17 protein-coding genes are annotated in these 12,927 nt (G+C 59.7%); 10 read left to right on the top strand and 7 right to left on the bottom strand.

Translation table 11 applies throughout. The features are described from left to right. Positions 1 to 149 precede the first annotated feature (149 nt). The 5 genes from BW967_RS03390 (at position 150) to BW967_RS03370 (ending at position 2,761) form a co-directional block, all read left to right on the top strand. Positions 150 to 494: an AtpZ/AtpI family protein gene (locus BW967_RS03390; protein WP_076483656.1), complete on the top strand. Its 345-nt coding sequence runs from the start codon at positions 150 to 152 to the stop codon at positions 492 to 494. A gap of 2 nt (positions 495 to 496) precedes the next feature. Further along, positions 497 to 1,261 (top strand): F0F1 ATP synthase subunit A, encoded by a 765-nt coding sequence (locus BW967_RS03385; RefSeq protein WP_170952644.1) that lies wholly within the window; start codon positions 497 to 499, stop codon positions 1,259 to 1,261. Between the two features lie 66 nt (positions 1,262 to 1,327). After that, positions 1,328 to 1,564: a F0F1 ATP synthase subunit C gene (locus BW967_RS03380; protein WP_013066486.1), complete on the top strand. Its 237-nt coding sequence runs from the start codon at positions 1,328 to 1,330 to the stop codon at positions 1,562 to 1,564. 74 nt (positions 1,565 to 1,638) lie between these two features. After that, a complete protein-coding gene (locus tag BW967_RS03375; RefSeq protein WP_076483655.1) occupies positions 1,639 to 2,199 on the top strand; it encodes a F0F1 ATP synthase subunit B' in 561 nt (186 codons plus the stop codon). 4 nt (positions 2,200 to 2,203) lie between these two features. Next, positions 2,204 to 2,761, top strand: coding sequence for a F0F1 ATP synthase subunit B (locus tag BW967_RS03370; RefSeq protein ID WP_076483654.1), 558 nt, complete (start codon positions 2,204 to 2,206; stop codon positions 2,759 to 2,761). Positions 2,762 to 2,832: 71 nt separating this feature from the next. Here BW967_RS03370 and BW967_RS03365 read toward each other — a convergent pair whose 3' ends face one another. The 4 genes from BW967_RS03365 to BW967_RS03350 form a co-directional block, all read right to left on the bottom strand. Beyond that, positions 2,833 to 3,618 carry a FadR/GntR family transcriptional regulator gene (locus tag BW967_RS03365; RefSeq protein WP_076483653.1) on the bottom strand — a complete coding sequence of 262 codons (786 nt, stop codon included), beginning with the start codon at positions 3,616 to 3,618 and terminating at the stop codon, positions 2,833 to 2,835. A gap of 108 nt (positions 3,619 to 3,726) precedes the next feature. Next, complete coding sequence (locus BW967_RS03360; protein ID WP_076483652.1) at positions 3,727 to 4,395, bottom strand: YiaD family glycine zipper/OmpA-like lipoprotein; 669 nt, start codon at positions 4,393 to 4,395, stop codon at positions 3,727 to 3,729. 104 nt (positions 4,396 to 4,499) lie between these two features. Beyond that, positions 4,500 to 5,414, bottom strand: coding sequence for a methylated-DNA--[protein]-cysteine S-methyltransferase (locus BW967_RS03355; protein ID WP_076483651.1), 915 nt, complete (start codon positions 5,412 to 5,414; stop codon positions 4,500 to 4,502). Positions 5,415 to 5,487: 73 nt separating this feature from the next. Then, positions 5,488 to 6,423, bottom strand: a complete 936-nt coding sequence (locus tag BW967_RS03350; RefSeq protein ID WP_076483650.1) for a Hint domain-containing protein — start codon at positions 6,421 to 6,423, stop codon at positions 5,488 to 5,490. A gap of 162 nt (positions 6,424 to 6,585) precedes the next feature. On the opposite strand from BW967_RS03350, the gene nth reads away from it, so the two are divergent. Both nth and BW967_RS03340 read left to right on the top strand, forming a co-directional pair. Further along, positions 6,586 to 7,230 carry an endonuclease III gene (gene nth, locus BW967_RS03345; RefSeq protein ID WP_076483649.1) on the top strand — a complete coding sequence of 215 codons (645 nt, stop codon included), beginning with the start codon at positions 6,586 to 6,588 and terminating at the stop codon, positions 7,228 to 7,230. Then, entirely contained in the window at positions 7,227 to 8,213 is a 987-nt protein-coding gene (locus tag BW967_RS03340) for an adenosine kinase (protein ID WP_076483648.1), read from the top strand. Before nth ends, BW967_RS03340 begins: the two co-directional genes overlap by 4 nt. Before the next feature lie 164 nt (positions 8,214 to 8,377). Here the strand turns inward: BW967_RS03340 and BW967_RS03335 are convergent, their stop codons facing one another. Together BW967_RS03335 and BW967_RS03330 are read right to left on the bottom strand one after the other, a co-directional pair. Then, the gene (locus BW967_RS03335) at positions 8,378 to 9,076 is read right to left on the bottom strand and encodes a hypothetical protein (RefSeq protein ID WP_139327787.1); all 699 of its coding nucleotides are present in this window, start codon (positions 9,074 to 9,076) and stop codon (positions 8,378 to 8,380) included. A 96-nt stretch (positions 9,077 to 9,172) separates the two neighbouring features. Beyond that, positions 9,173 to 9,991, bottom strand: coding sequence for a sulfotransferase family protein (locus BW967_RS03330; protein ID WP_076483646.1), 819 nt, complete (start codon positions 9,989 to 9,991; stop codon positions 9,173 to 9,175). A 148-nt stretch (positions 9,992 to 10,139) separates the two neighbouring features. Here BW967_RS03330 and BW967_RS03325 point away from each other — a divergent pair, with 148 nt between their 5' ends. From BW967_RS03325 to BW967_RS03315, 3 genes are all read left to right on the top strand, one after another. After that, the gene (locus BW967_RS03325) at positions 10,140 to 11,714 is read left to right on the top strand and encodes a DUF5928 domain-containing protein (RefSeq protein ID WP_076483645.1); all 1,575 of its coding nucleotides are present in this window, start codon (positions 10,140 to 10,142) and stop codon (positions 11,712 to 11,714) included. A 12-nt stretch (positions 11,715 to 11,726) separates the two neighbouring features. After that, a complete protein-coding gene (locus BW967_RS03320; protein ID WP_076483644.1) occupies positions 11,727 to 12,110 on the top strand; it encodes an HIT domain-containing protein in 384 nt (127 codons plus the stop codon). Between the two features lie 91 nt (positions 12,111 to 12,201). Further along, positions 12,202 to 12,378, top strand: coding sequence for a zinc-finger domain-containing protein (locus BW967_RS03315; protein WP_076483643.1), 177 nt, complete (start codon positions 12,202 to 12,204; stop codon positions 12,376 to 12,378). 28 nt (positions 12,379 to 12,406) lie between these two features. On the opposite strand, the gene BW967_RS03310 is transcribed toward BW967_RS03315, so the two are convergent. Then, a complete protein-coding gene (locus BW967_RS03310; RefSeq protein WP_076483642.1) occupies positions 12,407 to 12,925 on the bottom strand; it encodes a hypothetical protein in 519 nt (172 codons plus the stop codon). Between the last annotated feature and the right edge of the window lie 2 nt (positions 12,926 to 12,927).

Below are 12,927 nucleotides of genomic sequence, written 5' to 3'. Positions count from 1 at the left end.
GGCTTGCGCTAACAGTGCTGCCAATGTGCTCGCTGAAAAAGTGAATGCAAGTAAAAGCAATGGCTTATGATGTGCCAAGTGCCGCGCCAACAGCGTTGACTCATTGTCTCAGCATGGTTAGACAAACCTCAACCTGCGGGGGGCGTCTCATGTCGGATCCATCATTGGAAGAACCCGATCCCGAGCGTCTTGCGGCGCTCGAAAAACGACTTGCGAAACTGCGCAAGGAGGAATTGGCGCCCAAACCTGCGGTGGATGGCAATTTGCGTATGGCCGATATGGCGTGGCGCATGGTCATCGAATTGGTTGCGGGGCTGGGGATCGGCTTCGGTATCGGCTACGGACTAGACGCCCTTCTGGGCACGAAGCCTTGGTTGATGCTGATCTTCGTTTTCTTCGGTCTGGCGGCGGGCGTGAAAGTCATGCTCCGGTCCGCCAATGACATGGCAAAGGCACAGGCGGCTGCGCAGGCAGCCGGCAAAGAGGGGAAATAGTCGTGGCAGAAGAAGCTGGCACCGGCCTTGTGTTCCACCCGATGGAACCGTTCAAAATTCACTCGCTGTTTGGCGGCGAAATTCACTGGTACACCCCCACCAACGCGACGCTGTGGATGTTCATTGGCATCCTTGCGATCTCGCTTCTGTTCATCGTCGGCACCCGTGGCCGCGCGATCGTTCCGAGCCGCGTGCAGTCGGTGGCGGAACTCGCCTATGGCTTCGTGCACAAGATGGTGGAAGATGTGGCTGGCAAAGACGGCCTGAAATACTTCCCCTACATCTTCACGCTGTTCCTCTTCATCGTGTTCGCCAACTTCCTTGGCCTGATCCCGATGGCCTTCACGCCCACCTCGCATATCGCTGTGACGGGCCTGATGGCGATGGCGGTGTTTATCTCTGTGACCGTGCTGGGCTTCATGAAGAACGGCGCTGGTTTCTTGGGTCTTTTCTGGGTCTCGTCGGCGCCGCTCGCGCTGCGCCCGCTTCTGGCTGTGATCGAAGTGATTTCCTACTTCGTGCGCCCGGTGAGCCACTCCATCCGGCTTGCGGGCAATATGATGGCTGGCCACGCGGTTATGGAAGTGTTCGCGGCCTTCGCGCCCCTGATCCTCGTGTCGGCGATCGGCGTTGCCGTGACCCCGCTTTCTGTTCTGGCAATCGTTGCGATGTATGCGCTCGAAATGCTGGTGGCCTTCGTTCAGGCCTACGTTTTCACCATCCTGACCTGCGTTTACCTCAAAGACGCGCTGCACCCGGGCCACTAAGGCCCGCAGCGTAAAACGCAAGTCTTCAACCTATCTAGCCAATTCCAACCTCAAGGAGTGTCGATCATGGAAGGCGATATCGTTCAAATGGGTGCCTACATCGGTGCTGGCCTCGCGTGCACCGGCATGGGCGGCGCTGCCGTCGGTGTGGGCCACGTTGTGGGCAACTTCATCTCGGGCGCGCTGCGCAACCCCTCGGCGGCTGCTTCGCAAACCGCCACCATGTTCATCGGTATCGCGTTCGCCGAAGCGCTGGGGATCTTCTCGTTCCTCGTCGCGCTTCTGCTGATGTTCGCCGTCTGATCCCACTACCTCATCCTTGCGGTCGGGTGGGCGCGACGTGCCCACCCGGTAACTGAGGGGTCCAGGGGGACGACATGGCAAACGAAACACACGCGGTCGACGCCGCTGCCGCTGTCGCCGGTCATGCCGCCGAAGCCGCAGAAAAAGGCGGAATGCCGCAGCTCGACTTTTCGACCTTCCCGAACCAGATCTTCTGGTTGCTGGTGACCCTGGTCGTGATCTACTGGCTTTTGACGCGAATTGCGCTTCCGCGCATCGCTTCGGTGCTGGCAGATCGTCAAGGCACGATCTCGGGTGATATCGCTGCAGCTGAAGAATACAAGCTGAAGGCGAAAGAAGCCGAGGCCGCCTATGACAAGGCGCTCGCCGATGCTCGCGCGCAAGCGCAAAAGATCATCGCCGAGACCCGGGCCGAGATTCAAAAAGAGCTCGACGCCGCGACGGCCAAAGCCGATGCGGAAATCGCCGGGCGTCTGGCGCAATCGGAAGCCGCGATCGGGGAGATCCGGGCCGGTGCTCTGGAAGCCGTGCAAACGGTGGCTTCTGAGACCGCAGCCGAAATCGTTGCGGCGCTGGGTGGCAAAGCCGATGCGGCCGCGCTCTCTGCGGCTGTGGATGCGCGGGTGAAAGGGTAACACGATGAAGAAACTTATGTTCCTGCTCGTGACGCTCTCCGCCTCTCCGGCGTTCGCGTCGGAGGGCCCGTTCTTCTCGCTGCGCAACGCGCATTTCGTGATCTTGGTCGCGTTCTTGATCTTCATCGGCGTGCTGCTGAAGTTCAAGGTTCCGTCGATGCTGATGGGTATGCTTGATAAGCGTGCCGAAGGCATCAAGGCCGAGTTGGAAGAAGCCCGGGCGCTGCGTGAAGAAGCGCAGACGATCCTTGCGTCTTACGAGCGCAAAGCGCGCGAAGTGACGAGCCAGGCCGAAGAGATTGTTGTGGCTGCCAAGCGCGATGCGCAACTGGCTGCTGAGCAAGCGAAAGAAGACCTGAAGGTGGCGATTGAGCGCCGTCTGAAGGCGGCCGAAGATCGCATCACCTCGGCGGAAGCTGCGGCGGTGAAAGAAGTCAAAGACCGCGCCGTGCAAGTGGCTGTTGCTGCTGCGGGCGAGGTTCTGGCGAAGCAAATGTCGGCGGCCGACAAAGCGGGGCTTATCGACTCGGCGATTGCCGAAGTGGAAACCCGGCTGCACTAAGCCAAACGACGGCAGAATTGAAAAACCCGGCCATTGGCCGGGTTTTTTGTGTTTCGGGGAGGGGGTTGCTCTCACCCCTCGGGCTTTGCGCTTTTCTCGTTTTGGTGTTGCAGGCGTAGACGCGCCAGCGCCTCATGCCGCTCGGTCTTGCGTTGCTCGGCCAAGGCCTTTTCCACGAATTCCATATGCGCGGCCACCGCGGCGCGTGCGGCGACGCCATCGCGTGCCTGAATGGCGGCGTTGATGCCGCGGTGCTGTTCCAAAAGCGCGTCGCGGGTGGAGCGATTGCGGAACATGATCTGCCGATTGTAGAAAACGCCTTCGGCCAGCAGGTCGAACATCGAGCGCATCATATGCAGCATGATGATGTTATGCCCGGCCTCTACAATCGCCATATGAAACTGCGCATCAAGGCTGGCTTCATCGGCGGGATTGCGTTTGCTATGCGCCGCTTCCATGCGGGCAAAAAGCGTGTCGATCACCTTCAAATCGGTGTCGGAGCCCAGTTTGGCGGCGCGCTCCGCGGCCATGCCTTCGAGGTCGCGGCGGAAGGTGAGATAGTCGAACACCGCTTGATCGTTGCGAGCAAAAAGCCGGATCAACGCGGGTGAGAACGCATGGCCCAGCACTTCGGCAACGAAGATGCCCGAACCCGCGCGGGTGGTCAGCAGCCCCGCTTCTTGCAGCTCGGCCACCGCTTCGCGCAGGCTGGGGCGCGATACGGCCAAGCGCTCAGACAATTCCCGCTCTGAGGGCAGCCGTTCGCCGGGGCGTAGCACGCCTTGCAAGATCAGATTTTCGATCTGACGCACAACGGCCGAAGCCAGCTTTTCGGATTCAATCTTCTGAAATGGCATGCTCTCCCCCTCGCGGTCAGAAACTATGACCAATCCAAAGGGCGGGCAAGAAAAGAAAGCCGGGCCAGCGGTGTAGCTGGCCCGGCTTTTGAAGGAAGGTTTACGCCCTTATTGGTTCGGGCGGATGATAAATTCGACGCGGCGGTTTTGCGCTTTACCCTCGGGGGTGTAGTTCGAGGCCACAGGCTGATCTTCGCCCCGGCCATAGGCCACCACGCGCTGACGCGGCACGCCAGCACCCACAAGAATATCGGCAACCGAGCGCGCGCGCGCCTCAGACAGGCGCTGGTTATACGAGGCATCGCCATCGGCATCGGTATGGCCGATCACTTCAACCGTCGTGTCGGGGTAGCGGTTCAGGCTGCCTGCGAGCGTGTAGAGATCGCGTTGCAGGTCAGGCCGCACGCTGGAACTATCGGTCGCGAAAAGCACGTCTTGCGGCATCGTCACAACGAGCTGGTTGCCGGTGTTGACGACAGAGACGCCATTGGTGTCCAGATCGCGGCGCAGCTCTTGCGCTTGTCGGTCGAGTTGGTTGCCGATGGCGCCACCAATCAGCCCGCCGACAATGGCGCCCGCAGCCGCTTTCGTCAGCCGCTCGTCGCCGCCGCTGCTGGCCCCAATCGCGCCGCCAATCAAGGCCCCGGTGATGGCGCCTCCGCGCGTATTGGCATTCGGGTCAGCGTTCCCATTATAGCCTTGGCTATAAGGATCGGTGCAGGCGCCAAGCGCCAGAAGAGCCACGGCGGAGCCGAGGAGAAGCGGTGATTTCGTCATGATCTGCCCTGTCTTTGCGCAGCCTTTCGGCCATTGCTTTTACCATACGCCAGAAAGCGGATTATGTTCCATGCCTGTGCAGATTTCGGGCAGGTTTCCGCGCATCACTTCTGGGCGAGCGTTTGTGATAGAGGGGCTTGAGCGTCACGCCGCGCCGCCTCACGCGCCAAGATCGCGCGTTTGACCGGTAAGCCCCAATGGTAGCCGCCAAGGCCTCCCGATTGCCGCAAAACCCGGTGGCAGGGGATCAAAAGCGCAATCGGATTGCGGCCAACGGCCGTGCCAACAGCCCGCGCCGCTTTCGGCGCGTTGATTTGGCTTGCCAGCGCCGAATAGGTGGTGACGGCGCCGGGCGGCAGCGCCAAGAGGGCCTCCCAGACCTTGAGTTGGAAAGGCGCGCCAATCAGGGAAAGCGCGACCTCCCCTTGCCCCCCGAGGGCTGCCGTGGCCAAGGGGGCGAGCGTTACAGGGTCTTCGCGCAATTCAGCCCCGGGCCACCGGCGGATCATGTCGATGAAGGCCGCGTCAAAGCCAAGTTCCGCGGTGAAGGCCAACCCGCAAATGCCGCGCTCTGTTGCAAAGATCAGCGCTTCGCCAAATGGGGAGGCAAAACGCCCCCAGCGGATCACTTGCCCCGCCGCCCCAGCGGCAAATTCCCCCGGTGTCATCGCTTCCCATCGCAGGATCAGATCATGCAGCCGCGAGGCGGTGGAAAGCCCTGCAGCGGCGGCCACCTGCTCAAGCGGCAACTGCCCAGCCAAGAGGTCGCGTGCAAGCGAAAGCGACAAATATTGTGTGTAGCGCTTGGGGGAGACGCCTGCCCAAGCGGTGAAGAGCTTTTGGAAATGCGCCGCCGAAAAGCCAAGTCGCGCGGCCAGATCGGTGAGGGAGATTTGTGCCGGCAGCCCTGCCGCCAAAGCCTCGGCCTGTGCGGCATCGATTTCGGCAATCGCGCGGGCTATCACCCGGTAGTGATAGCTGTCTTCAAGCGAGGTGTTGGTGGGGGCTGGCGCGGGCATGGGGGTCTCCTTGCCTGAAGACTAGCCCGCGTGGGACAGCATAGCGACCCGAAAGCTGTGATTTCGAGGCGCTTTAAGCGGCCAAACGGCGCGCCCGCGCAATGCGCTCGCGGCGGAACATGGCCACTTCCCAATCTTCAAGCCAAGCGCGCGCAGCATCTTTATGCCCAGCCACCACACGGGCCGATAGCGCGCCGCGCATCCGGTCAGGCAGAAGGGACAGGTAGGGCGCATCGGCATGCACGGTCGAGACCCACATCCCATCTGCGAGCACCACCTCTGGCGTTGGGAACAGCATGGAGTAAAGCTGTTGGCGCCCCGGCCCGGCTTCGGCTTTGGGCAGCGCATGTTTGGCCTTTGCGAACATCTCGCTTTCACCAAACCAGAGTTCCAATTCATGGCCTGCCAGCAAAACCCCGGTGCCCGGAGAGAGCAGCACATCGCGTTCAGGCAGTGCTTCGCCAAAGCAATTGGCGGCCAGAACCAGCGGGCGGGTTTCTTCGGGGGCGCGGCGCGGCATCGTATGCACACCGACCCAAAGAAGCGATTGATAGCCATTGTCGCGCGTTAGCACGCGGTCTCCCGGGCGCAGCCAATCAATGGGGGTGGGGCCCTCGGCGGTCGCAATCATCGCGCCGGTGCCAAGCGAGGGGATCACGGCAATTTCTTCGGGGCTGGCGGCGCGCGCGGGCAGGGCGAAAGGCTCCGCCTCGGGGTATTCGGTGCCCGGCGTCAGATGATCAGAGGGCATGTAAAGGCACAATACGCCATCAATCTCGATCCGGTCGAGCCGCAGTGTGCCACCCTCGGGCTTTTCAAGGATCAGCGGCACATCGGCGGTCATCGTGCCCTGCATCACCGTGGCGCCCAAGGCATCATGCAACTGGGCACCTTCTTCGCTGTGCAAGACGGTCCACATCATCGTGGCGGCATCAAAGTCATGGGCAAGCGACCACAGCTTGCGTTCGGCATCAAAATTGAGAACCGAAACCGGATAGCCGTATTCCATAACACCTCCTGCCGTGCTGCACCCCGACTCGACGTCCAGTTTTCCCTGATCACGGCAAATGAAGCGTTAACAGCAGTGACGAAACGTCTCCATTTCACCAAATCTGGTTAAGAGGTGGCGCGCCCTCTTGCCCGTTTTCGATCTGCCGGGCAGAAGAGGTCTATGGTCGCGCAGCTTGATTATCCCCGCATGCAAGAGGTTTTTCGTCGATTTTCGGCGGCGGAACCGCATCCCAAAGGCGAATTGGAGCATACCAACGCCTTTACGCTTTTGGTGGCGGTGGCGCTTTCTGCCCAAGCGACCGATGTGGGCGTGAACAAAGCGACCCGCGCGCTGTGGCCCGTGGCCGATACCCCGCAAAAGATGTTGGAACTGGGCGAGGAAGGGCTGATCGAGCATATCAAGTCGATCGGGCTTTACCGCAACAAGGCCAAGAATGTGATCAAGCTCAGCCGGATTTTGGTCGAGCAATATGGTGGCGAGGTGCCCTCGTCGCGTGCGGCGCTGATCAGCTTGCCCGGGGTGGGGCGCAAAACCGCCAATGTCGTGCTCAACATGTGGTGGGGGCATCCGGCACAGGCGGTCGATACCCATATTTTCCGCGTCGGCAACCGCAGCGGCATTTGCCCCGGCAAAGATGTCGATGTGGTGGAGCGCGCGATTGAAGACAATGTGCCGGTGGAGTGGCAGCGCCATGCGCATCACTGGCTGATTTTGCATGGGCGCTACATTTGCACCGCCCGCAAACCCCGCTGCGCCGATTGCCTGATCCGCGATCTGTGCGGCTTTGAGGAGAAAACCGAATGAAGAAATATCAGGTTGTCGGGATCGGCAACGCGATTGTCGATGTGATTGCGCAATGTGAAGACGCGTTTTTGGATGTGAACGGCATCGACAAGGGCGTGATGCAACTGATCGAGCAGGATCGGGCCGAAACGCTTTATGATGCGATGTCAGAGCGGACCGAGGCGCCCGGCGGCTCTGTCGGCAACACCATCGCGGGGCTGGGCAACCTTGGTTTGAAAACCGCCTTCATTGGCCGGGTGGCAGACGATGGGCTTGGTCACTTTTATGAGGCCGCACTGAAAGCGGAAGGCACCGATTTTCCGAATCCGCCGGTGAAAGGGGCCGATCTGCCCTCCTCGCGGTCGATGATCTTCGTGACCCCGGATGGCGAGCGCTCGATGAATACCTATTTGGGCATTTCGGCAGAGCTCTCCACCGAGGACGTGCCGCTTGAGGTGGTGGAAAGCACCGAGATCCTGTTCCTCGAGGGGTATCTTTTTGACAAAGACCACGGCAAGGCCGGGTTCCTCAAGGCGGCGCAGGGCTGCCATCGGGGCGGCGGGCGTGCGGGCATTTCGCTTTCCGACCCGTTCTGTGTCGATCGCCACCGCGACAGCTTCCGTCGCTTGGTGAAAGAGGAGATGGATTTCGCGCTCGGGAACGAGCACGAATGGGCCTCGCTCTACCAGACCGATCTCGAGAGCGCGCTGAAACAAGCGGCGACGGAATGTGGCTTGGTGGTTTGCACCCGTTCAGGCGCCGATGTGGTGTTGATCCGTGGTGAGGAGCGGGTCGAAGTGCCGGTGCACCGCGTGGTGCCGGTAGATGCGACCGGTGCGGGCGACCAATTCGCGGCGGGCTTCCTTTATGGCTATGCCACCGTGAAACCGCTTGAGGTTGCGGGCCGTATGGGCTGCGTCGCGGCCGCCGAAGTCATCAGCCATTACGGCGCACGCCCTGAAGCGGATATCTTGGACATGTTCCGCGCTGAGGGGCTCGTGTAACGGTCCTCGTCATAAGGTGATCCATGAGAAAGGGCGCCGTTGTGGCGCCCTTCGTCTTTATGCCAAGCGATCACTTGAGCGCATGTCGAAAAACGGAGCGCTGAGATTTTGCGTGGCGCAGTCGGGTAAGCAATCTAGGTGAGATGTGCTGTCTGCGTGAAATGTTAGGGTTTGGGCGTGGAGACATTGGAGAAAAGCGCTCCGGCCTTCAGCCACAGTCGCTTTGTCGGGGCCAGCAGGAACTGACGAAGGTCATCGCGAACAACGCTCATGGAACGACAACAAACTGTTCTGAGCGGTCGGTCCCATCCCGCATCCGCTTCACCATCGGACAGGCCAACGTAAGTCCCGCTAAGTGCGGCAGGCACGTCGGAACGGGTGATTTCGTGCATCTGCGGTTTTCGCCGGTTCCCGTTGAACAGAATTTGGTATGGGATCGCTCGGCTCTCCAGAATGTCGAAGAGCGTTTGGTACATCGCGTGAATGTTGACGACCTCCAAGATCGGCAACCAAGTGTTTTTTGGATATGCGCCCGTTCGGGGCAAGCTCTTCTCGATCCTCCGGCGCCGTTTCGCCCGAGAGAGAAGGTCGCCAATTGGCGCGACGATCACGGTCGCTTCATGGGTAAAGCCATCGCTGAGGCATCTGTCTAAGAAGGGGTCCTCAAGAAGATCCCATGACTCGAGCGAAAGGCTGTTCTTTTGCCGGGCGAGCGCAAGAAACAGCAGGTTGTAGTGAAGCACCGAGTCTTGGCTTGGGAAGCCTCCATAAACGAATTGAAATGCGTAACACACGTTCGTGGGCGCGGTGCGTTCAATCCAAGTCGATTTTCCGGCGTTCGAAGGGCCGATCAAGAGACGCAATCAGCCCTCGCAAAAATAGTTAGGTTTCATTTTTCGTGTGTGTCGCTTTGGGGTTTCCGCTCAAAGTTGTAACGGGCGCCCTAGGGCGCCCGTTACTTAATCTCCAAGCTTCGCGTGAACCTCGGCGAGATCAACCTCGCCGATTGGCATCTTATTGTCTGGGTCGTCGAAGTCATATTTGAACAGCTGGAAATCCTTCTTGTAGATTTCCCACACCAGATGGCGCGACAGGTCGTCGAAATAGTCGCTCACCTTATGCACGCGTTTCGGCCCGTGGCCCTCGCTTTCGTTGAAGCGCGGGATCGTGGCGAGGTCGATCGGATGCGCGGTCTCGATATTGTCGAGCACGACTTGCATCCCCTCGTTGAACTTCTCGGTGAAGAAGATGTGGTCGTATTGGCCACCGTTGACGATGAAGGTCGAGATATGCCCCGACATGGCGGACCAGTGGATGTCGGGTTCCATAGGGCGACGCCAGCGGATGGTATCGCGCGCGAATAGCAAGAAGCGGCGGAACGACTTCACCTGATCGAAATCGAAATTGTCTTCCGGGCTGCCGACCTCGATGCCGTATTTCTGGATCAGTTGCGGTACAAGGTTGCCCCGGTAGCGTTTGCCGTTCCTTTGAATGCCCGCGATCTTGTCAAAGAACGAGCTCAGAATCCGCGCATAGGGGTTGCGCACGCAGGTGAAGGCGTAGCTTTGGTGCCCCTTCACATTGCGCTCAATCGCCTTTTGGCTCTCGTCTTGGCTCCATTTATGCAGCCCCGAGGTGCTGTCGTGGATGTCGCCATCAAAGAAGCGGCCATGGTCGGAGTAGAACATGATCTGCCCGATCGACGAGCAGGCGCATTTGGGAACGACGCGATAGACGACGCTTTCGCTTTCGGTCATCCAGGTTCCGGGAAACCCCATAAACTCAGCCTCCAACTTCGATGCGATGACCTTTCGCACCGATCTTTTGAGAATTCCTTCCCATGAAGCAAAGAAGCTCTGTTTTTTCAATGCCCTTTGGCGCTATTACCACAGATAAACCCAAAACCGCGGACGAGCTGTTTCCCAAATGGCAAAAATCGCCTTCATCCTGCTCACTCACAAAGATCCCGAAGGGATCATTGCTCAGGCCGAGCGGCTGACCTCGGCGGGTGACTATGTCTCCATCCACTTTGATGCACGCGCCAAGCCAGAAGACTTTGAGCGCATCAAATCGGCGCTGGAAACCAACCCGTCGGTGACCTTTGCGCGCAAGCGGCGCAAATGCGGTTGGGGCGAATGGAGCCTTGTGGGGGCAACGCTTGAAGCGGTGCGGGCAGCGGTTGAAGCCTTCCCCAAAGCCACGCATTTCTACATGCTGTCAGGCGATTGCATGCAGATCAAAAGTGCGGAATTCGCGCATCGTTTCCTGGATGCCGAGGATGTGGATTATATCGAGAGCTTCGATTTCTTCGCCTCAGACTGGATCAAGACCGGCTTCAAGGAGGAGCGGCTAGTCTATCGGCACTGGTTCAATGAACGCACCCAGCCGAAGCGGTTCTATGCTGCGTTTGATCTGCAAAAGAAGTTCAATCTGACCCGCAAGATCCCCGATGACATCCAGATGATGATCGGCTCGCAATGGTGGTGCCTGCGGCGGCGCACGATTGAATGGGTGCTCGATTTCTGCCGCGAACGCCCCGATGTGATGCGGTTTTTCCGCACCACATGGATCCCGGACGAGACCTTTTTCCAGACCATCGTGCGCCATGTCGTGCCGGAAAAGGAAATCCGCAATCGGACGCTCACCTTCTTGATGTTCACCGATTACGGTATGCCGGTGACGTTTTACAACGACCACTATGATCTTCTTTTGGGGCAAGACTATTTGTTTGCCCGCAAAATCAGCCCCGATGCGGTTGAACTGAAGGAACGGCTCGGCGCGTTGTGGCAGGCCGAAGGGGTGAGTTTCGACATTTCAAACGAAGGCCGGGCGCTTTTTGCCTTTTTGACCGGGCGCGGGCGGATCGGGCGGCGGTTTGCGCCGCGTTTTTGGGAGCGCGAATCCACCCTTGGGCGTGAACGCACACTGATGATGGTCGTGTGCAAGAAGTGGCATGTCGCCAAACGGCTCGTGGAGCAGGTGCGCCATCATGCCGGGCTTCCGGTGATCGAATATCTGTTCAACGAAGAGGGCGGTTTGCCTGATTTGGGCGGGATCGAGCGCACGGTCGATAAGCGCAACCGACACCGCCGCGCGTTGCTGCGGATGTTGTTTGACTATTATGAAAGCGACCGGCTGGTGATTTGCCTCGACCCGGCGGGGCTCGAACTGATGCAGGATTTCACTTCGGACAAATGCACCACGCGGGTGCTTGAGGTCGAATGCGACTTCTCGGATGAGTATCTCATCGGTCACGCCCGGCGGGTGGGCTTGGCCGGGGAACATACCTCACGCGAGGTGCTGGACCGACTCTTGCCGACGATCCGCTATGACCTTCAGCACGAAAGCGATCAAATGCGCGACGCGCAATTCCCGAACTTTTCGCGCATGCGCGAGGCGGCTAGCCCCGAGGAAAACGCCCATGCCTTGGCGCAATTCCTTGGCATCAAGACAGAGCTTGCGCAGCAGATCGCGGCCACCGATTATCTGTTCGTCGATTAAGGAGGCACGACTTTGGCCTATGTCTATGACGATACGAATATCTTTGCCCGCATCCTGCGCGGGGAGATCCCTAATAAAACGGTCTATGAAACCGAGCATACGCTGGCCTTCGCCGATATCGCGCCCAAAGCACCCGCGCATGTGCTGGTGATCCCGAAGGGGCCCTATGTCACCTATGATCACTTCTGTGCGGCAGCGAGCGCAGAAGAGATCGTCGATTTCTCGCGTGCTGTGGCTGAGGTGGTGAAACTGGTGGGTGCCGAGGCACATTCGGGCGGCAAAGGCTTCCGTGCGATCACCAATGCGGGGGAGCATGGCGTGCAAGAAGTGCCGCATTTCCACCTGCACATTCTGGCCGGCCGCAACATTGGCCCGATGATCCTTTCCGAAGACTGAGGCAGAGCGCCGCAGGAGTGCTTGCTCGGCGGCGGTCTTTTCGCGTAAATCACGGACAACCCATTTCGGCCCAGCATGCAGGGAGCTTGCCATGACCAACACCCCCGAGACCCAGACCGTGACCAGCTGGAAAGTGGCCTGTGATGGGGGCGAAGGTGGGCACCCGCGCGTTTGGCTGACGATCCCGCAAGATGAAGGCCAAACGGTTTGCCCCTATTGCGGCAAAACCTTCGTGATTGACCGCGAACACGCGCACGACGACCACTGAGATCAAGCGGCCATCCCGTCGACGTGGTTTAGCTGATCGGGATGGCGGCCCCTCCGCAGGGAAGGGCAGGTTGGCCAGTGGTGTTTTGCAGGAATTCTGGAACGCGATTGCCCGACCAGATTTCAATCCGGTTTCCCCCGCTCATGCTTCCATTGCCCGTTGCGGTCCCGGTCCAGCGATCTTGATAGGTAAAATAGACACGCCCGGTTTCGCCGTTTGAACAGGTGACATCGGCTTGTCCTGCGCCAAACCAATTGCTTTCGGTCCAAGTTCCGCCGCAGGTCACCCCATTTGATAAGGCGCCGCGCAGAACGCCTGTGCCGCGCCCGATCGCGCGACCGGCAAACCACAGGCCGCTTTCTCCAACGCAAGCCAGAACGCGGGAGCAGCTTTCGCTATCCTCGGTCATTTCGCAGGGGGCGTGGAGTTCTGTGGCGGCCGTGCGATCATCGGCGGGTTTGGGCTGGACCGGGCGCAACTCTTGCGCGGGAACCGAGGTTGCGAACAGGCCAAGGGCGGCGAGCGCTGGAATGAGGGGCCGTAACATGG

Origin of the sequence: Rhodobacter aestuarii (assembly GCF_900156655.1) — a bacterium.
Classification (GTDB): Bacteria; Pseudomonadota; Alphaproteobacteria; order Rhodobacterales; family Rhodobacteraceae; genus Rhodobacter; species Rhodobacter aestuarii.
The sequence above is the reverse complement of the archived record's forward strand: the minus strand, read 5'-3'. Positions and strand labels throughout refer to the sequence as shown.